Below are 19,704 nucleotides of genomic sequence, written 5' to 3' on the forward strand. Positions count from 1 at the left end.
GGCATTTTAGTAAGTAACATTTTGAGCAATGGATTTGTCAATCGTCACGACGCTTTACTATTCAAAGCCTTATTTGACGGAATTTTATAGTCGTATTAGTGCTGAAGCCGAGAAAATAACCAGTAACTACGAAATTATTTTTGTCAATGATGGCTCACCAGATGATTCTTTGGATTTGGTGTTATCTTTTCATCGTCAAGCTCCCAAAGTCAAGGTAATCGACTTATCACGTAACTTTGGTCATCATAAAGCAATGATGACTGGTTTAGCCCATGCTAAAGGAAAGTTAGTACTACTTATAGACTGTGATTTAGAAGAAGAACCAGAATTATTAGGCAAATTTCATCAAATTTTCCAAGAATCTACCGCAGATGTCGTTTACGGAGTTCAGATTGCTCGTAAAGGTGAGTTATTTGAACGTCTTAGTGGCGCAATCTTCTGGAAATTGTTTAATGCTTTATCTAGTCACTATGTTCCTGGTAATCAATTAGTCACTAGATTAATGAGTCAAAGGTATGTTCGCAGTTTGGTGGCTCATAAAGATCGAGAAGTGTTTATTCCTGGTTTGTGGACAATTACGGGCTTTGAACAGATTCCAGTTAAGGTGAAAAAACATAGTAAGGGTAGTTCAACCTATACTTTAAAGAAAAAAATTGCTCAATTTGTTGATGCAATTACTACTTTTAGTGCGACTCCTCTGGTTTTTAATTTTTACTTGGGGGGAATAATTGTCCTTTTTGCTACTATTGCGGGTTTAACATTAATTGTCCGTAAACTTATTTGGAATAAGGCTCTTGTGGGCTGGTCATCTTTGATTGTTTCTATTTGGTTTTTAGGCGGATTGACTATTTTTTGTTTGGGATTAATCGGGATTTACTTGTCTAAAGTTTTTGCTGAAACTAAACAACGTCCTTTTACTGTTGTTCGGGAAATACACGAATACCAAGAGACAAATATTGAGCAAGATTACTGTATTAATACAAACAACTAAAAATCAATAAGTAAAACACAAAAACAGTAATATCTTTTGAAGTTTACTATACAAGATTTATCTTATTTTATATTACGTTAAGAAGCAATTACAAAATTATCAGGCTTCTTGCATAAATGATTAAGCTCAACATTATCCGCAGATGGATATAGATAACCTAAGATAAGTTTTAATTGTAAATTGACTTTTGTAAGATTTTTATTGTTTTGATAATTTTAAACACAGTAAACTGAATTATTAGTTTTTGTTGGATGATTTATCTTGTTTTTTGAAGTTTGTAATAAATCATATTTTCTTTTTTAATTAATATTTTTTAAGCATAGTACTGCTTAAGCTTACTTAATTAATTTCTTCAAGTATTTCCAAAGAGAAAAACTTTATAGCAATCAATAATCTTATAGTCCATCAAAATTTGCTCTTTATGATTATCAAAATAAACTCAATATTTTTATTATTAGTAAGACAAACTGCTCAAAAGCAAATTAGGTGAGATAAAAGTAATTTAAATAATCGCGATCGCCTTAAAAATAAATAATAGTAAAGCCAATTTACTAATCGTAATTAAAACAATAAAATCATGACTTTAGCAACCAAAGCTGAAGCTAAAACTTTAGATAATTTAACCTTAAAATGTATTTAAATATTATATAAAAAAATGATAATTTAACGCCAGATGTCGAGATTTAATAACTGATTTATTGAGTTTAAAAAGTTGTTAATTAATTATTGAAAAATGAAAAAAATCAGTTCGATAAGTCAAATAATCTACTTATTAATTTTATTTGTTGCTACCTTAATTATTCTGATTCGGTTTTATCCCAGTCAGACATCTAACAGTAATGTTATGTTATCTACTACTAATTTTCCCCAACAAGAATGGCAATATTTGATACCAGCAGAAGCTGGCATTGATTCTATTCGTTGGAAATGGTGGAATAAAACTCAAAAACCCCAAGGCTCTAGTAAATTTGGCGAACAACATAATGAGAATCAATGGGGAGTAGTTTTAGCGAAAAATGGCTACATAATTCAAACTTGGGGCAATCCAGACTACTTATATCAAAGTGCTTCTGTGGGCAAAGCATTTACTAAAATTGCTCTTCAGTTAGCTGTAGATGAAGGTTTGATCGGTAGTGAAAACGATCTGGTAAGGGATTATTGGACGGGAGAGACGCAACTTACCGCTAGCCATCAGTATCTCAACCAAGGTCATCATCGCTCCCTTACTTTTAAGCATCTTTGGGAACATCGAGGAGGTTTTCCGATCAGCAATGGTTATTACTGGCTCAACAAGCAAGACATCCCCCAATGGGCAAACTATACAGGCGATCCAATTCAAGATAACTACGCTCATATCGAACCTGGAACAGAATACTCCTACGCTAGTGGCGGTTATTGGCGTTTAACCCAAGCTTTGACTGCTATTTGGGGTCGAAGTCTCAAAGATGTCTTGGATGAAAAACTGTTTAGCAAAATGGACATTTCTGGGGACAGATGGGATTGGCTATCAGGAAAAGAAGTTCACGACAACGTTAATTTTTATCCCGAAATGCCCAATTACGGTGCTTTTATCGATCCTCCCTACGAAATTGCTGCTAATCCCTGTGTCGGTGGAGGCGGTTGGGTGGTCATGAGTCCCAAAGATTTAGCCCGTGTCGGACTGTTAATTAGTACTGGGGGTATGTGGCGCGGAGAAAGATTGATTAGCGATACAGAACTTTTAGCAGGACATAGAGGAGGTAATAACAGCAATTTATTGGTCAAAAATGATTTTGTTTGGGCGCAAGTTACTACTCAAGGTATCGAGATACCTAACTTTTTGTGGGGAAACAAATAAATGCAACAACATCACCAACAAAAGCTACTGATATTGGGTGCAAGACAGATGCAATTGCCAGCTTTTCAAGCTGCTAGAGAATTAGGTTTGTTTGTAATTGCTATTGACCCTTCACCTCATGCTGTGGGTTTAACTTTAGCAGATTGTTCTTATAACTACGATCTAGCAGATGAAGCAGCCATTTTGACTGTGGCAAAGCAGCATTCTATCGATGGCATCTTAACTTTAGCTGCGGACTATCCAGTACCAATGGTAGCGAAAGTATCTCAGCAACTTAACATCCCAGGATTAAGTAAAACGGCTGCGATGGTTTCTACGAATAAAGCCCAAATGCGAAAGGTTTTACAAACAAAAGGAATCACAATTCCCCAATGGCGAGAAACCAGAACACTTAACCAAGCTCTAGAAGCAGTAAGAAATTTCCAAGGTGGGGTCATTGTCAAACCCGCAGATAGTTCGGGAGGGAGGGGTGTGACTTTGATTGAGAGTGATACTACAGATGAAACTATATCTAAAGCCTTTTACAAAGCCCTGAATTTTAGTCAACAGGGTAAAGTGATGGTCGAAGAATTTATTGCAGGAAAAGAAATTTCGGTAGAAGCCATTACTATCAAGGGTAAAACAGAAATTGTACGTATCACCGATAAACTAACCACTGAAGCTCCTTTCTTTGTGGAAATCGGTCACAGTCAACCCAGCCAACTATCAGCAAAGGAAAAAGAACAGGTTACACAATTAACCCTCGCAGGAATTGCAGCTTTAGAAATCGATAACACTGCTAGTCACACAGAAATTCGCTTTTCAGGCGATCTCGCAAAGCGAGCCAGCAAAGCTGACCGCTTAGCACCTCAGCGAAGCCGAGATCGCCCTTACATAATTGAAATCGGTGCGCGGTTAGGGGGTGGTTACATTACTTCCCATCTTGTACCCCTTTCCTGTGGAGTGGATTTGGTCAAAGCTACATTACAACTAGCCATCGGTGAAACTCCTAATCTGCAACCAACTAAAGATTGTGGCTCGGCAATTCGTTTTTTGCGCCCCGATCCTGGTCAAGTAATTGATATTCAAGGAGTTGCAGCAGCCCAAAAAGTTGCAGAAATCACAGAAGTTGTTGTAGAAGTCACCCCAGGAAAGCTCATCAAACCCTTACGAGATGCTACCGCCAGAGTGGGTTATGTAATTAGTAAAGGAAAAAATGCGATCGCAGCTATTCAAAACGCCGAAACTGCCAAAAATTTGATTCAAATCAATACTTGGAAAAATCAAGAAGTCAGGAAGATGAAGAATGTAATAAATAGGGAAAAATCAACAACAAGCAATCAACCACTAACCACTAACCAATTATGAAATTTTTTGATTCTCTAACCCATGCTACCGCCGATGGCACTTGGCTAGGCGGAACAAGATACGATGCCAGTTTAGACCGTTTATTAAGAGAAATGGAGCAGCAAGCCTATCGCGCTTGTTTAGTTAATATAGCTGGTTATCAAGATAACGAAACCTTGGCAGAATTTGCCAGTAAATATCCCGATCTTTTTGTGCCAATTGCGGGCTTTGACCCTTCAGAATACAAAGATTTAGCTCAAATAGAGTCAGAAATCAAGACATTTAGCGATCGCGGTTTTGCAGGAATTAAGCTCCATCCCCGTCTGAACTCTTACGATCCGTTGGATGAAAGGTGTATTGCCACTATATCGATGGCGGGGAAGCACAACTTAGTAATTTTCCTCGATACCCTATTTCGCCAAAAACAAGTAATTACCCGTCACCCTGCGGATGTTATAGATGCGATCTCTATTAAATGTCCTCAAACCAAAATTGTCTTATTACACGGTGGAGGCGGTCATCTTTTGGATATCTACGAAATTGTCAGAATGCGTGAAAAACTACTGCTAGATGTTTCTTTTACGATGATGCGTTATGCAGGTAGCTCTATCGATTTAGATATCAGCTTTTTGTGTCGCACCCTCGATTTACGTTTAACAGTAGGTTCTGATTTTCCCGAATACACGCCATTGCAAGCAAAACAGCAATTACTCAAGCTAACCCCCGACTTACCTTCAAAAAAACTAGAAAATATTTGTTTTCGCAATTTAGAAAAACTATTTCAAGATTGGCAAGGGTTTAGACAGTAAACAGTTATCAGTTATCAGAAGCTAGTAACTTTTTTTGGAAAATACTTAATTATGAAAAAAATTGATTGGCAAAAACATTTTGATGAATTAGATCGCGACGGTTTTACCATTGTTCCCGATATCGTCGAACGTACGACAGAAATAGCAGAACTTAAATCCCAAGTTTTAGATGCAATTAAAGTTGATGCAGAAGAATACATGGGTTTACCAGGGAAAGAAGAGTTTATTGTTTTGGACTTGGTAACTAGAGGCTCGGCTTTTTTGCGCCTGTTAGAAAATGAAAAGATGCATCACTTTTTCTCTCACTTTTTAGGAGATAGCTGTATTCTTTATTCCTTTACTTCTACGGTGTTAATACCCAATCAGCATCACTACACCTCTAATATTCATACTGATATGCCTCGGTTAATCCCTGGATACCATCTAGGATTGTTAATGACTTTGGCTCTGGATGACTTTACCGAAGAAAACGGCGCAACTTACTATTTACCAGGTTCACATCGCTCTATAGAACGACCTACCGATGAAGAATTTTATGGCAATTCAGTTCGCGTAAAGCGCAAAGCAGGAGATGCAGCTTTCTTTCATCCTAGAGTATGGCACGCAGGAGGTACTAATAAAACTGAGGATATTCGTTCGGGTTGCACTGTGTATGCTTGTCGCTCTTGGATGCGTCAAAGATTCGACTTTCCTCGCATGGTAAATGAAGATATTTTGTCTCAACTAGGAGAAAGAGGTAAAGCTTTCCTTGGCTATAACGTCCGCGTCCCTACGAATTTAAAAGAATTCTACTTACCTCCTGAAAAGAGATTGTATAAAGCAGGACAGGGATGAAGGATGAGGAAGGAGGATTTTTGTAAGTAATGAGTAAATACAAAGTAGCGAATAGCAAGTAACAAGTAGCAAGTAATAACTTAAAGCTTAGAGCTTATAGCTTACAGCTAAAAAACAACGAGCCATCAGCAACCAACAATTAACAAAAAAATGATATTCGCTAGAGATATTTATACCCTTGATAACCATGAGATGGTGTTAAACGATCCAGATAAAATAGACAAAATCAGAGCAGATATTAAAGCAGGGGATACTTATATTTTTAAACAGGTCATTCCCCAAGAAACTCTGAGCAAAATTAGAAACTATTTAACGCAAATAGGTAGTAATTCTCTACCAAACTATCGAGCAATAGAGCGCAATTGCCCTAATTTTCATCGCCTTAACCGTTGGGATTCCCGCGCCTATGTTAAGGGATGTTTTCATCAGTTTGTATTCTTTCCTTGGAATGAAGATGTATTTGATTTGTTTAATCTCTGTCGTCCCGTTTATCAAATGAAAAATTTACTTAGTGGTTTATCTGCTAATAAATTTTTGGGTAAAACTCCAGAAGATGATTGTACTGCAAGACTAGCTTTTCAATTTTATCCTGCGGGGTTAGGAGGACTGAATAAACACACCGATCCTGTGGATAGCCATCAGCTTACTGTTCCCACAATGATGCTGTCGCAAAAAGGAGTGGATTTTCACCAAGGAGGAGCTTATGTAGAACCAGAAAATGGCGATCGCATTTTTCTAGACGATTTCTGTGGTTGGGGTGATGTGGTTTATTTTAATGCTCAAATTCTTCATGGTGTAGAAAGAATCGATCCTGATGTTCAACCTGATTGGCTATCTTTTCAAGGTCGCTGGATGCTACTGTTTGCAGTTAACAAGCTCAGTAGTAATAAGACTATTTCTGATTCGGTGGATTTAGAAATCAAGGAAAAATCTTAATTATGAAAGGAGTAAACAACAATTGGGAAAAGCTAGGACGAATTTTAGCCCCAAACTCCAAAATTGAGTGGATGAGTACCTTTACAGGGGCTTCTTATGCTGTTGCTACAGAGCAAGAATATCTATTTGATGTTTATGTTACTGGTAGAGATAGTTCTAATCGCTCTTTAATTGGTAGAGTGCAATTGGATTTGCAAGATGATCCGAAAGTAATTAATATCGATCCTCAACCTGTTCTATCTTGTGGTACTTTGGGAGCTTTTGATGAAAATGGTGTTTCCTATCCTTGTTTAGTCAAACATCAAGATAAACTTCGTCTTTATTACACGGGATGGATGCCTACAGTCTTAACTCCATTTCAAAATCATTTGGGAATGGCAGTACAGCAAGGTGATATTTTTCAACGATTTTCTCGCGCCCCAATTTTGCAGCGTACTAATGAAGATTTCCTCTCTATTGGTTCAGTTTGTGTTCAGTTTGATGAGGGTATTTGGAAGCTTTGGTATACCAGTTTTATTAATTGGGGAAATGAGCCAGATGCAGCAAAACATCGTTACATTATCAAGTATGCTACTTCAGAAGATGGTATTAATTGGATAAGAGATAATCAAGTATGTATTGATATCCAAAATAAAGAGGAACATTCTATCTGTCGTCCTACTATTTTTAAGTATCAAAATCTTTATCATATGTGGTATTGCTACCGAGGTGATTATTATAAGTTAGGCTATGCTTTTTCCGAAGATGGCATTAATTGGACTCGTAGCGATCGCGATATAAGAATTACTTTATCTGATACAGGATGGGATTCTCAATCTCAATGTTACCCTAATGTTTTTCGTTGTGGAGAATATCTCTATTTACTTTATTGTGGTAATGAATATGGTCGCGAGGGACTGGGGCTTGCCAGATTAAAAATATAATTTTTTGAACTAATTTAATAACAAATTTCATAACAAACTATGTATCACATTTATATTTTTCTAACCGTTATTCTCGTCGTTTATAGCCAACTTGTTATGAAATGGCAGGTGGGAATGGCTGGAGAATTACCAGTAGGAATTATTGATAAAATTACTTTTTTAATTCAGATTTTATTCCGACCTTGGGTAATCAGTGGTTTAACTGCTACTTTTTTATCTGGATTAACTTGGATGGCAGCAATGACTAAGTTTCCGATCAATTATGCTTATCCCTTTACTAGCCTTTCATTTATTTTAATTTTGATTGGTAGTTCCTTATTTTTTCACGAAGTTATTACTATTCCCAAAGCAATTGGAACTGGTTTTATTGTTGCAGGGGTAATTATTGCTAGTCAGGGATGATGAGTAATGAGTAATGAGTAATGAGTGATGAGTAACTCGTCATTGAGTAATGAGTAATGGGTAGTAGGTAATAGGTAGTAGTTACCTAAATATCTAATATTTTAAGATAACTGTTACTTATTATCTAGTTATTTTTTTAATACTTGAGATGAAACGACGAATTTTATTTTCAGTTTAATTATGTTGGTTTATTTAAAATGTATAAGTCTGCTCAAAGTCTGGAAAAAATAACATACATAGTGTTATTAATCACCGTAATTTTAGTTGCTAGTGTTAAAATTTGGGTATTAGATAAAGGATTTAATATTACCGATGAAGCTTATGCTGTTTTGGGCTATGAACCATTACAAGAAAGGTTAGAAGTTGTTAGTGCTTTTCATAGAATTGTTTATAAATTATTTGGTTGGTTAGAGCCTAGTTTAATGGCTTATAGAGCGATCGCTTTAGTTTCAACTACTTTGGCTGCTTCTTTTTTTGCTATTAGCTTTTACTACTGGCTAAACAAAATCTATCAACCGAAAAATCAACCTTTTAAACTTAGCTTCATTATTCTATTTTTGATTTTAGGTGGTTTTGTTTTAGATTATGACCGTCATAATATTCTCAATTATGATGTCATTAATAATGCTTTAAACATAACCCAAGCAAGTTTAGTATTGATATTAATTGCTCAAGAAGATAGTAAAATTCTTAAGTCTTGGAAATTTAAACTAGGTTGGCTAGCTGTTGGGTTTTTAGCAACATTTCAATTTTTAAATAAAGCTCCATCCGCAGTCATGTTTACAGTTTTCTTAGGAGTTTTACTAATATTGGACACAAAAAATGTCAATTGGCAATATTATCTGCGAATTGTAATTTATTTTGTATCTGGCGGACTTTTAGGCTTGCTAACATACTTTGTTTTATTTCAAAATTTTTGGCAGTATCAAGAACTACTATCAAGACAGTTATCCTTAATGGTCGGGGATGCATCTGATACTAGCTACAGCGTCGAAAATATTTATAGCAAAGATCGGGATTCTTCTAAAATAATCAGATGGGAAATAATCATCACGATTATCGGAGTTTATTTAACTACTTTTGGCTTAACCAAGGTTTATTTTTCTTCTAGCTATTTGAAGCATTATCGAAAGACTCGTTTGCTTAGTATCTTACTTTGGCTATTTGCTACATTTGTCATTTTGGCTTTGATTCAACCCTTACAATGGCATCTAATTAAAGCAATAAATATTACAGTATACTATCCACTAATTTTTATTTTTTTATTGGTTATACTTGCTGCTTCCAATAATTACTTTTTAAAGTTCAAAAATTATATTTCTTTCAGAAAAATAATCGGAGTTAGTTCTTTTTTATTATTGCTTCCTTTTGGTGCAGCTTTCGGTACTAACACATCCATTAGAGCATTAGCAGCGAGAAATATTATTCCTTGGTTAGCAGTAATTTTGATTTTGCTAACTTTACTTTATCAAAACCACAAAACTAAAAACTTTATCTATCTTTTTACTTTAACTATAATAGTATGGCTGGGCATTAAAATTAGTTATAGTCAAATTTACCACCCTTATAAGCTATTAGAAAATCGTCTGCAACAGACTGAGTTACTAGAATTTGTTCAACCCCATGCAAGAGGATTAAAAGTCGATCCTTTAACAGCAAATTTTATCGAACAGCTTCATAATATTGTCCATCAATCTGGCTTTCAAGTAGGTGACCCGATTATTGCGTTACATGATATGCCTGGATTGGTGTACCTTTTGGGGGGATTTTCTCCTGGTGCGCCTTGGTATTTTAGCGTTTTTCCAGAGTCACCAGTGCGAACTTGTAATAATATTCTGCATTCTAGTTTTAATCCTAAAAAAGCTGTTTTTTTAATTAATAATGATATTGACCCTTTAGTATTAGGTTGTTTGAAAAAGGTAGGAATTAATTTTCCTCAAGATTATCATAAAGTAGGAGAAGTAGAGAATCCTTTTTATGCAATACGTCCTTTGAGTAAAAAAACTGTTACTGTGTGGTCTTCTAAAGAAAACAGTATTGATTAACTTTATCGAATTTATAGGCAAATTTAGACAATTAAAGACAAAATATCGTTTGAAATACTAGGTTTTTAGATGTTATATTACCTTTAATGAAACCTATTGTGTACGTAACCTCTGTTATTCAAGTAGTACCTCTCCAATAGTTAACGTCATTAAAAAAGTAGTTGATAATTCCAGTGTTGAAACACATCACGGACAGTCAATATCGAGGCACGTAGTTTGTCCATTCCAGATTTTTCTGATAAATGCTTAAGGCATATTTGTCTATAAAAGCAGTAACTATCTTGAACAAGATAAGAAATAAACATAGGTAGGGTGGGCAATGCCCACCTTACAGCTTAATTTTGACCATTTGGTGTATTTGTTTGACCATTTGGTGTATTTATTTGATCGTCTATGACGCCAGATATAGCTCGCTGTAGTTCGTTGAAAGATTGATTATATTGAATAATTGCTGCCAGAAAATTTCCTCTAGAGGTGGTTAAACTAGATTGAGCTTGAATAACATCCGTTTGTGTTCCGACACCTGCTTGGAAACGCAATCTAGCCAGACGTAAACTTTCCTCTGCTAACTCTACTGCTTTTTCTGTAGTATTAATATTGTCTTCATTGGCTTGAAGATTAAAAAAAGCTTGTTCAACTTCTAAGCGAACTTGATTTCGTTGATTGGCAAAGCCATTATCTGTCAGAGAAACATCAACATCTGATTGTCTAGCTCTAGCTTTAGCTGCACCACCATCAAAAAGTGTCCATTGTAATTGTGCGCCTACTGTATAACCAGACTGGATATCTATATCATCATCTGATACTTCTAAAAAATCTAATGTCCCAAAAATACCCAGTTGAGGGCGAATATCAGCTAAGGCAATTTTTCTTTGTTCTTGGTTAATTTCTCTTTGAAGTAAAAATTGCTCTAGTTCTACACGATTGTCATAAGCATTAACAATACTATCTTCAAGAGCTAATTCCCAAATTCCGACTTTGGCAATGTCATCCGCAGTTTGTACATCTACTTGTTCTCCTAAATTAAGAGTTTCCCTCAACACTCTACGAGCGACATCTTGAGCTGCTCTAGCACTGGTTAATCTTTGTTGTGCATCAGCTAATTCTACTTCTGCGCTTAACACATCGAACCTTGTCCCCAAACCTGCTTCTTCTAGTAGTTGAGCATCGTTAAGGGTTTGACTAGCATCTTCTACGGCTCCTTGTTCAATCTCTACTTGAGAGTCGGCATTTTGCAAACTGTAATAGTCTCTTTTTGCTTCAAAAGTAGTTTGCTCGGTAGCTGTTTCTACACCTAGCTCGCTAAATTCGAATTGCCTTTTTGCACGACGAATATCTGCTCCTCGCCTTCCTCCTGTATAAATATTGTAGTTAAGAGTCAAATCACCGTCAAAAGTAGTTGTATCCTCTCCTAATTGAGAATCTAGAGTTTGAGTTTCACCAGCTTGCTCAGCCGATCTATTATTACTGGCATTGTCACTGTTACTAAAATTACTTTGCACAGCTAAACTAGGATAAAGAGCTGCTCTGGCTTCTTGTAGTTCTCTGCGGGAACGGTCTAAGTTTAATTGGGCTTCTCGTAAATCCGTGTTGTTGGTTAAAGCCAATTCCACAGCTTCTTCTAGAGTTATGGGCTGATTAATATCAATGTTGACTTCTTCAGGAGTTGTCGGAATTTCTAATTGATCGGGGTCGGGATTTAGCAGATCTAGTTCGGATGCTTCTGGCGTGGTAGTTTCTGATTCTGTTGTTTCAGGGGTATTCTGAGAGATTAAGATTTTTGATGAACTGGGGGACTGTTTGAGCAAGTTGACTGGTAATTCATTAGTACTTGCTATCTCGTACGCGCTAGCTTCGCTGTACCCATTGCGCTTCACTTGTTTGGCAAAATTGTCCGAGTTCAAACTCGCTCTTAATAAAGTGTTGGGCTGAAAAACCAGTTCATTAGTACCAGTTTGTTGCGGTGGTTGCTCCGATGGATTACTGGCAATAGCAGATGTCAGAGAACCAGATAAAATTACCGTAGTAATGCTAGCTATTTGAAAAATAGAATTAATCTTACTCACTCCTCACTCCTCAACTGTATAGGAAATCACAATAACTGTGCGTTATTGATTTGTCTCATAATCAATATATCCTTTGATATTCGATTTTGCGTGTATTTTCGTAAGTATTTTGTTTAACTCTTGATTAAGTAGCTCGTAACCCTGACGGTTAATGTGTAATAGATCTCTGTAGTATTTTGTCTTACCTGGATCTTCGCTATTTAACAAGGCATAAGCATCAAAAAGTATTACCTGGTTTTGAAAAGAGTTGAGATATTGGTTTACTTCACTGATGCTTTGTTCCATTTCACTAAGGCTAGCCCAGAATGGTCGATATTTTAGGGGAATATTTCCCGAACCCAAAGGAAAGACTGTAGTTAAGATCACAGTAGCGTTAATTCTTTGAGAGAGTTCAATAATCTGAGCTATATTCTGTTGGCAATTATTAACGATATCAGATCTAGTTTTAGAATTTGAGGGTAACATTCTCAGATCGTTAATTCCTAATTGAATAACAATTATTTGCGGTTTTAAAGGTGCAATATGCTCCTCGAAACGTAAAAGAGTTTGAGCAGAAGTTTGTCCACTGATACCTCGATTGATAAATTGAAAATTTTCATTTTGCGGAAATCTCCAACCATTGGCTCTAGAATCACCAAAAAATACCACTTTAGGAACTTGATTATTAGGAAGCTCTTGATTTTTGTATTTATTAATTCCTAAAGGATTGAGACTGGTTTGATAAAGGTTAATAAAGGTATTTTTAAGCTCTTGATATAGTATTAAATTCGCGCTTAAAGAAGCCAGCAATAAGAGCAATAAAGTAACACAAAATATCTGGAGTTTATTCATTTCGATCTTGATTTATTTCAGCGTAAAATTTACGTACTAAATCTACTTCTTCTGGATTATTTTTTAGCCATTTTTGGCGATCGCTTTTAATATTTGCTAAATGTTGTTCGATATTTTCCTGGTTTATTATAGTACCAAAATCTTGTGGTATTTCATCTGTTTGTTTATCTAACATACGCTGCAAAATCAAGTTGCCAATCTCTGGAGTATAGTGAGAACTATCAACATAGTTGTCCATATATTTAGCAATAGGTTCTGTGGTAATGCTGTTGTACCCAGAGAAATCCCAAACAGGTATTATTTTGACTAATTCTCTTTTCCATTGTTCAAAAACATCCCATCTTTTTGTCGTGTAAATAGATTCCCACTGGGTAGCATGGGCTGGAGAAAGAAATACTTTTAGCTCAATATTATTTTCACGGCATAATTGAACTATCTGCTTAAAATCATTCCAATAAGATTCAGAAAATTGATAGTTCGAGTGAAGACTGAAATAAAGTTTAATTGATTGGTTAAACCGCCAAATAGTCTGTCCATTATTAAAATTGCGGTTAGGCATAAAGCCATCATCGCCATAGTCATCATCAACAGTATCAGGAGAATTTTGGCTTGCCTTGATAGTTTCTAAGCTATTATTGACAACATCAAGAGAAAACAAGTTTTTTACTGCATCATCAAAGATAAGATGGTTTTTTTCTAGCCTAGAACTATTAAAAGTAGGCTGATTCTCTAAGTCTTGATTAAACATAAAAAAATCAACCCCTAAAATAATTTCTTTGAGTTCTGGTTGATTGTGAATAGCGTGTTCGATATATCTTCTTGCTTCATAAAAATTAGGACCATTAATAGCTAAGTTATAAAAATTTTGCTCTTTTCCTAAAGCAGAAGATTCAGGATCTATTCCTTGCTTAGTACGGGATGAACCCATAATAATATTTTCAGGTTGTAGACGGATAATATCAACAGCTTTAAACAAGCGATCGTTGTTATCTTTGTTGATTTTTTCGTGATTAATTTTCCAGTAATTGGGTGACTTGAAAATATCTTGAGGATCGATTAACCAATTAAATAATCCCACTGAAAAAACAGGGATTGTCATGATACCTATTAAATAATAGTTATAAATAGCAAATTTATTTTTCTTGCGAGGGATTGCTTTCTTTTTTTTTCTTTTAAAGAAAAAAGATTTTGCTGAATGATAGTTACTCATTATCAAATTGCTATTAATGTATTTTTTAGTAGAGAAAGCTCACTGTAAAATAGTGTCCATTAATCTATTTTGACTCTAGTTTTACTTTGACTTGTTCTACTAGCTTAACTTCTCGATCGCGATTATTGCGCCATTGCTCTTTTTTCAGTCGATTATTTATCAAGTGAGACTCTATATTCTCTGAAGTTATCAACACTCCAAAGTCTTGAGGTACTTTTTCTAATTCATAATTTAAAATGCGGTTTAAAACTAAATTTCCTGTATCCTGACTATAATGGGAACTATCAATATAGTGAATCATCTGTTCGTCAATAATTTCCATAGAAATACTGTTATGATAGGCAAAATCCCAAATCGGAGTAATTTTAACTACTTCTCTTTTCCATTCTTCAACAGTCGCTCATAATCCAGCGATTGCGATTGTTTCATATTGGGTAGTATGGGAAGGAGAAATAAAAATCTTTAAATCTAATATTAAAGGAATTAAAGAAGCAAAAATTAAAAGAAAACTAAATCTTTGATCCTTTATTGGCATACTAAGTTTTAAAATTGAAAATAAAGAAATTCAGATACCCGATTTAAAGACAAAAGACAAACACTTGTCATTATTCCTACTGCTATCGCCCACCACCATGTAGGTTTCATTTTTGCCATTACTTCTTGGGTATTGGGTAATAATTTTACCCAAAAAATTAAACCAATTAAAGATAAGATTGCTAGCAATCTACTACCACCCAATAATGGTAAATATTTTAAGTTTTGCCAGCGTTGTAATTGAATGCCAAAATTAGACAAAATAGCTAATTTTCCGCTAGGCTCTCCTGGTAAAGTAATACCGTTAAAACCTGTCATAGTAGCAATCATTGTTAAGCCATCTTGTAAAGTTGCTGCTCTAAAAAGAACCCAACTAAATATTACTGCTACAAAAGTGATTGCCCAAGCAAACCAACCAGGGAAAGGCGTTTTGAGTTTACGCCACCAATGATTAATTGAGAGATAAATACCGTGTAAGCCTCCCCATAAAACAAATGTCCATCCCGCACCATGCCATAAACCACCTAACAACATAGTAGTAATTAGATTAGTATAACGACGTAATTCTCCACGACGACTTCCTCCAAGAGGAATATATAAGTAATCACGTAAAAAGTTAGATAAGGTAATATGCCAACGTCGCCAAAAATCACTAATAGAGGTTGCTTTATAGGGAGAATCAAAATTAATCGGTAGCTTAATATTAAACATTAAGCCTAAACCAATTGCCATATCAGAATAGCCAGAAAAATCAAAATAAAGCTGAAAAGTATAACTCAATGCTCCTACCCAGGCTTCTAGAAAAGTCAGATCGTTAATATTGCTAAAAGCTGTTCCTACCCAAGGAGAAACATTATCGGCAATCAAAACTTTTTTAGATAAGCCTAAACTAAAAAGTGTTACTCCATAAGCAAAGTTTTTATGAGAAAATAAATAACTTTTCAACTTACCTAATTGAGGAATAAGTTCATCATGCCTTAAAATAGGCCCTGCAATTAATTGAGGAAAAAAGACAACAAACAAACTATAAGTAATCAAATCATACTTATTTTCTTGGGTTTCTCCTCGATAAGCATCTACTAGATAAGCAATTTGAGTAAAAGTATAAAAAGAAATAGCTAGGGGAAGAAAAATTTCATTGAGAGGCAGATTACTTTCAAAAAGTGTATTAACGGAAGAGAGGAAAAAATTAGTATATTTGTAATAACAAATGCTAGCTAAATTGACTATTATACCAATCCATAATAGTAGTGTAGCCCTTTGACTCTTCAGTTGAACGGATGCGATCGCGTTTCCTGTTTGATGGTTAAAAACAATGGAAATTACCATCAATAAAAGATAAGGAGGATTCCAATAACCATAGAAGAATAAAGAGGTAATTAAAAGCCAAATTCTTGCAGCTTTAACTAAATGAAACCTACCTAAAGTAAAATAACCAATCAGAGTAACTGGTAAAAATAAAAATATAAAAATATAAGAATTAAAAAGCATATTATTAAAAAGAAAACTACAGATGATAATTAAAACTAATAGATTATTTTGATGATTCTATTAATACAAATTAGTTTCTAGATTTTTCCAATTAGATAAAACGGCAAAATCTAATAATTCTGACAATATAGTATCAATATCGTAATCGAATATCTTATTTACAGTTAATACTAAATCCTGTTTGCGTAGGTTACCTAAATTTTGAGCGAGGCAGGAGGCAGGAAGTAGAAGTGTTCTCGATCGACAATAATTAGAATTTAAAGATATCTTTATCATAGAAATTTAGCATTAACTATCTGTGTCCTGATTATAGTGATAACTATTAATGTAACCTACCATCGATTCAGAGATTATTTCAGTAATAATACTGTCATAGCCAGAAAAATCCTATACAGGAGTGATACTGAAAATTTCTTTTTTCTACTGTTCAAAAGTTGACCACAATCCCACTATGTATATGACTTCATAATAAGTTACATAGCCAAGGAAGATAAAAATAGCGTTGCTCAATCTAAGTTTGGTTTTAGTTTGAGCCTGATGTGAGCAGGGGGAGCAAGGGAAGAAAGACAAATTTCTGTATTTACTACAATTTACGTTTCATATTTAAAATTAGCAACGCTATAAAAACTTGATAATCGATAATATTTTTTGATTAGGGTTCTTGTTTATAACTTTCCACCCCCTTTTGCAATCATTTTCTGACTTTGCTAAGTGTTCATCATCTTTTTCGGCGAATTGTTAACCCGTAAAAGTAAATACCGAATCATCCAGACTCAACTCAGAAGAAACATCTTTCAAAACACCAATCACTTCTCCCTCTGTTTCCATTCCTGAATTGTAAATTAGCTCCGCATCAGTAGTCACTGCTCCATCATCGGCGAAATCGAGACTATATAAATCTGCCGAACCTGTTAACTGAATTGTATCTTCACTGGTATTCAAATCTGTAATCATAGCAAAATCAGATTCTCCATCAGAGTAATAAACCCGATCCGAATCGCCTAAGACAAAAGTATCTTCTCCCGCACCACCGCTAAGAGTGTCAAGTTCTGCCAACCCAAAGTTAGATTCACTACTGTTGGTTTCAATCCCGATTAAAGTATCATTGCCATCTGCGCCAGAAAGAGCATCGTTCCCATTTCCTCCTGTCACATAGTCATTTCCTACTCCAGCATTGAGAGTATCATTACCCCATTGTCCAAACAGGCGATCTCTACCTGAACCTCCATTAATGCTATCATTACCCCATTGTCCAAAAATACGATCGCTACCTTCTCCACCAAAGAGCAAATCGTTACTGGAATTACCTTGAATAGTATCATTCCCTTCATTGCCATTGATGGTATCATCCCCCCATTGTCCTAGAAGTCGGTCATTACCTTCACCACCGTTGAGGGTATCTTTTCCATACTGACCAAAGAGAGTATCATTTCCTTCATCACCATTGAGGAGATCGTTATCGGAATTGCCTTGAAGAGTATCATTCCCCGCACCTCCTCGAAGAGTATCTTTCCCTTCTTGCCCTAGCAAGCGATCGCTACCTCGACCACCTCTGAGGGTGTCTTCTCCTGTACCTCCTTCTAAAGTATCATTGTCGGCATCCCCGTTGATAAAATCGTTGCCACTTCGTCCTAGTAAAAGATCGTTACCTATGCCACCTTTGAGGGTGTCATTTCCTGCTAATCCATCAAGGGTGTCATTTCCTGCGAAGCCAGAAAAAGAGTCTGAAACAATAGTACCAGTAAGTGAATCATTGCCTGTTGTTCCACTTAATTCTGAGTCTATGGGGGCGGAGCCAAAAACAACATACTTACCAATAAGAATATCGTCGAAACCATCACCATTAATATCTCCCGCACCGCTAACAGGGCTATCTAAACGGCTGTTAGTATTGCTTATAAGAAGACCATCATCTGGATCGAGATTATTTAAATCTACGTTAGCATCAAAACTATCACTACTGCTAAATATTAAATAAACTTGCCCAGTGTTGGCATTAGGTAAACTAACAAGAATATCGTCAAAACCATCACCATTAAAATCTCCTGCATTACTTACGGAGCTTCCTAATCGGTTATTGGGGTTGCCAGTTAATCTAAAGCCATTGCTACCATCAAGAGTGGTTAAATCTAATTTTGCATCAAAACCTTCAGTACGACCAAAAATAATATATGCTTCTCCTCGATTATTACTATAAGCTGAATACCCTTCATACCCAATTTCTCCTGCGCCAGGTGCGCCGACAATTAAGTCTTCAATACCATCTCCATTAATGTCTCCTGCACTGCTCACAGAGTTACCTAAATTATTGATTACTGAAATCCCAGAAATAGTAAAACCATTATTACCATCTAGATCAGATGGGTCTAATTCAGCATCAAAACCCTCAGTGCTACCAAAAACAATGTAAGCTTCGCCTCGGCTATCGGAATAGCTATAGTATCTGCCATATCCAGAGAAAATCACTTCTTCTCCTGCGCCAGGTGCGCCGACAATTAAGTCTTCAATACCATCTCCATCAATGTCTCCTGCACTGCTCACAGAGCTACCAAAGAAATCAAAGCGACGGACACCACCGAGTTTGAAGCCATTATTACCGTCAAGAGTAGTAAGATCGAATTCTTTGTCAAAACCTTCACTACTACCAAAAATAATGTATGCTTCTCCCCTAGGATCGGAATAAGTGAACTCGTAGCCCTCGAAAGAAGAACTAACTTCTTCTCCAACTCTAGGTGCGCCAAACAATTAAGTCTTCAATACCATCTCCATTGATGTCTCCTGCACTGCTGACAGAACTTCCCAAATCACCTTCGTCATCAATACCAGGAATAGTAAAACCATTACTGCCATCAAGTGCGTTGACATTTAACTCAGAGTCAAAGCCATTACTACGACCGAAAATGACATAAGCTTCTCCTTGGTCATTACTAGAATCTTCAGAATCGGCTCTGGATGCACCAATAATTACATCATCTATTCCATCACCGTTAACATCTCCTGCATTGCTAACTGAGCTTCCTAATTGATCGCCAGAAGCCTCGATACCACTTAGCTTAAAGCCATTACTACCATCAAGATCGCTAACATTTAATTCTCTATCAAAATCTTCAGTACTACCAAAAACAATATAAGCTTCTTCAGCCCCAGGTGCGCCAACAATTAAATCGTCAATACCATCACTGTTGATATCTCCTGCATTGCTAACGGTGATATTTCCTAATTCGCCTTCTTCACCAACAATAACGAAACCGCTATCACCATCCAATTCCGCCAGATTTAATCTATCAAGAGCCATTTTGCTTTACCTCAAATTAATTTGATGTTAAGTTTGATGATTTATCTACCGATGCCAATTAAAAATAACTTCAGATGAAAAAACCTCGTATGTGTTTTTGTGATCGATTACTTTCTTCAAAGTAAGTATTTTTACAGAAGTTATTAGCACAATTCTTTAAAGTTTTATTCTCAA

At 35.7% G+C, this 19,704-nt stretch carries 16 protein-coding genes; 9 read left to right on the forward strand and 7 right to left on the reverse strand.

The window, feature by feature from the left end; translation table 11 throughout:
- The first annotated feature begins 28 nt into the window (after window positions 1-28).
- The 9 genes from H1P_RS00145 to H1P_RS00185 all read left to right on the forward strand — a co-directional run bounded on the left by H1P_RS00145 (window position 29) and on the right by H1P_RS00185 (window position 10,103).
- Complete coding sequence (locus tag H1P_RS00145) at window positions 29-991, forward strand: glycosyltransferase family 2 protein (RefSeq protein ID WP_144862913.1); 963 nt, start codon at window positions 29-31, stop codon at window positions 989-991.
- A gap of 733 nt (window positions 992-1,724) precedes the next feature.
- A complete protein-coding gene (locus tag H1P_RS00150) occupies window positions 1,725-2,828 on the forward strand; it encodes a serine hydrolase domain-containing protein (RefSeq protein ID WP_144862915.1) in 1,104 nt (367 codons plus the stop codon).
- Window positions 2,829-4,175 carry an ATP-grasp domain-containing protein gene (locus H1P_RS00155; protein WP_144862917.1) on the forward strand — a complete coding sequence of 449 codons (1,347 nt, stop codon included), beginning with the start codon at window positions 2,829-2,831 and terminating at the stop codon, window positions 4,173-4,175.
- On the forward strand, window positions 4,172-4,963 hold the full coding sequence (locus tag H1P_RS00160) for an amidohydrolase family protein (RefSeq protein WP_144862919.1): 792 nt from the start codon (window positions 4,172-4,174) through the stop codon (window positions 4,961-4,963). The genes H1P_RS00155 and H1P_RS00160 overlap by 4 nt, the downstream gene beginning before the upstream one ends.
- Before the next feature lie 51 nt (window positions 4,964-5,014).
- Entirely contained in the window at window positions 5,015-5,797 is a 783-nt protein-coding gene (locus H1P_RS00165) for a phytanoyl-CoA dioxygenase family protein (protein ID WP_144862921.1), read from the forward strand.
- 150 nt (window positions 5,798-5,947) lie between these two features.
- Window positions 5,948-6,733 carry a hypothetical protein gene (locus tag H1P_RS00170; RefSeq protein ID WP_144862924.1) on the forward strand — a complete coding sequence of 262 codons (786 nt, stop codon included), beginning with the start codon at window positions 5,948-5,950 and terminating at the stop codon, window positions 6,731-6,733.
- A 2-nt stretch (window positions 6,734-6,735) separates the two neighbouring features.
- On the forward strand, window positions 6,736-7,656 hold the full coding sequence (locus H1P_RS00175; RefSeq protein ID WP_144862926.1) for a glycoside hydrolase family protein: 921 nt from the start codon (window positions 6,736-6,738) through the stop codon (window positions 7,654-7,656).
- A gap of 39 nt (window positions 7,657-7,695) precedes the next feature.
- Complete coding sequence (locus tag H1P_RS00180) at window positions 7,696-8,058, forward strand: DMT family transporter (protein ID WP_144862928.1); 363 nt, start codon at window positions 7,696-7,698, stop codon at window positions 8,056-8,058.
- Between the two features lie 197 nt (window positions 8,059-8,255).
- Window positions 8,256-10,103, forward strand: a complete 1,848-nt coding sequence (locus H1P_RS00185) for a glycosyltransferase family protein (RefSeq protein WP_144862930.1) — start codon at window positions 8,256-8,258, stop codon at window positions 10,101-10,103.
- A gap of 335 nt (window positions 10,104-10,438) precedes the next feature.
- Here the strand turns inward: H1P_RS00185 and H1P_RS00190 are convergent, their stop codons facing one another.
- The 7 genes from H1P_RS00190 to H1P_RS00225 all read right to left on the reverse strand — a co-directional run bounded on the left by H1P_RS00190 (window position 10,439) and on the right by H1P_RS00225 (window position 19,530).
- A complete protein-coding gene (locus H1P_RS00190) occupies window positions 10,439-12,169 on the reverse strand; it encodes a TolC family protein (RefSeq protein ID WP_246141402.1) in 1,731 nt (576 codons plus the stop codon).
- Window positions 12,170-12,211: 42 nt separating this feature from the next.
- Window positions 12,212-13,000, reverse strand: a complete 789-nt coding sequence (locus H1P_RS00195; RefSeq protein ID WP_144862932.1) for an SGNH/GDSL hydrolase family protein — start codon at window positions 12,998-13,000, stop codon at window positions 12,212-12,214.
- Window positions 12,993-14,099, reverse strand: coding sequence for a DUF1574 domain-containing protein (locus H1P_RS00200; protein ID WP_222426879.1), 1,107 nt, complete (start codon window positions 14,097-14,099; stop codon window positions 12,993-12,995). Before H1P_RS00200 ends, H1P_RS00195 begins: the two co-directional genes overlap by 8 nt.
- Before the next feature lie 175 nt (window positions 14,100-14,274).
- On the reverse strand, window positions 14,275-14,532 hold the full coding sequence (locus H1P_RS00205; RefSeq protein WP_144862934.1) for a hypothetical protein: 258 nt from the start codon (window positions 14,530-14,532) through the stop codon (window positions 14,275-14,277).
- Between the two features lie 221 nt (window positions 14,533-14,753).
- Window positions 14,754-16,235 (reverse strand): MBOAT family O-acyltransferase, encoded by a 1,482-nt coding sequence (locus H1P_RS00210; protein WP_144862936.1) that lies wholly within the window; start codon window positions 16,233-16,235, stop codon window positions 14,754-14,756.
- Between the two features lie 738 nt (window positions 16,236-16,973).
- Window positions 16,974-18,980, reverse strand: a complete 2,007-nt coding sequence (locus H1P_RS00220) for an FG-GAP repeat protein (protein ID WP_144862940.1) — start codon at window positions 18,978-18,980, stop codon at window positions 16,974-16,976.
- Entirely contained in the window at window positions 18,964-19,530 is a 567-nt protein-coding gene (locus H1P_RS00225) for an integrin alpha (protein WP_144862942.1), read from the reverse strand. Before H1P_RS00225 ends, H1P_RS00220 begins: the two co-directional genes overlap by 17 nt.
- Window positions 19,531-19,704 lie beyond the last annotated feature (174 nt).

Origin of the sequence: Hyella patelloides LEGE 07179, from assembly GCF_900659865.1 — a bacterium.
Lineage (GTDB): Bacteria > Cyanobacteriota > Cyanobacteriia > Cyanobacteriales > Xenococcaceae > Hyella > Hyella patelloides.

Excerpts from the sequence above, each read along its gene's own strand:
- H1P_RS00145 (WP_144862913.1), top strand. The coding sequence starts at position 29 with ATGGATTTGTCAATCGTCACGACGCTTTACTATTCAAAGCCTTATTTG.
- H1P_RS00150 (WP_144862915.1), top strand. The coding sequence starts at position 1,725 with ATGAAAAAAATCAGTTCGATAAGTCAAATAATCTACTTATTAATTTTA.
- H1P_RS00155 (WP_144862917.1), top strand. The coding sequence starts at position 2,829 with ATGCAACAACATCACCAACAAAAGCTACTGATATTGGGTGCAAGACAG.
- H1P_RS00160 (WP_144862919.1), top strand. The coding sequence starts at position 4,172 with ATGAAATTTTTTGATTCTCTAACCCATGCTACCGCCGATGGCACTTGG.
- H1P_RS00165 (WP_144862921.1), top strand. The coding sequence starts at position 5,015 with ATGAAAAAAATTGATTGGCAAAAACATTTTGATGAATTAGATCGCGAC.
- H1P_RS00170 (WP_144862924.1), top strand. The coding sequence starts at position 5,948 with ATGATATTCGCTAGAGATATTTATACCCTTGATAACCATGAGATGGTG.
- H1P_RS00175 (WP_144862926.1), top strand. The coding sequence starts at position 6,736 with ATGAAAGGAGTAAACAACAATTGGGAAAAGCTAGGACGAATTTTAGCC.
- H1P_RS00180 (WP_144862928.1), top strand. The coding sequence starts at position 7,696 with ATGTATCACATTTATATTTTTCTAACCGTTATTCTCGTCGTTTATAGC.
- H1P_RS00185 (WP_144862930.1), top strand. The coding sequence starts at position 8,256 with ATGTATAAGTCTGCTCAAAGTCTGGAAAAAATAACATACATAGTGTTA.
- H1P_RS00195 (WP_144862932.1), bottom strand. The coding sequence starts at position 13,000 with ATGAATAAACTCCAGATATTTTGTGTTACTTTATTGCTCTTATTGCTG.
- H1P_RS00200 (WP_222426879.1), bottom strand. The coding sequence starts at position 14,099 with ATGACAATCCCTGTTTTTTCAGTGGGATTATTTAATTGGTTAATCGAT.
- H1P_RS00205 (WP_144862934.1), bottom strand. The coding sequence starts at position 14,532 with ATGGAAATTATTGACGAACAGATGATTCACTATATTGATAGTTCCCAT.
- H1P_RS00210 (WP_144862936.1), bottom strand. The coding sequence starts at position 16,235 with ATGCTTTTTAATTCTTATATTTTTATATTTTTATTTTTACCAGTTACT.
- H1P_RS00225 (WP_144862942.1), bottom strand. The coding sequence starts at position 19,530 with ATGGCTCTTGATAGATTAAATCTGGCGGAATTGGATGGTGATAGCGGT.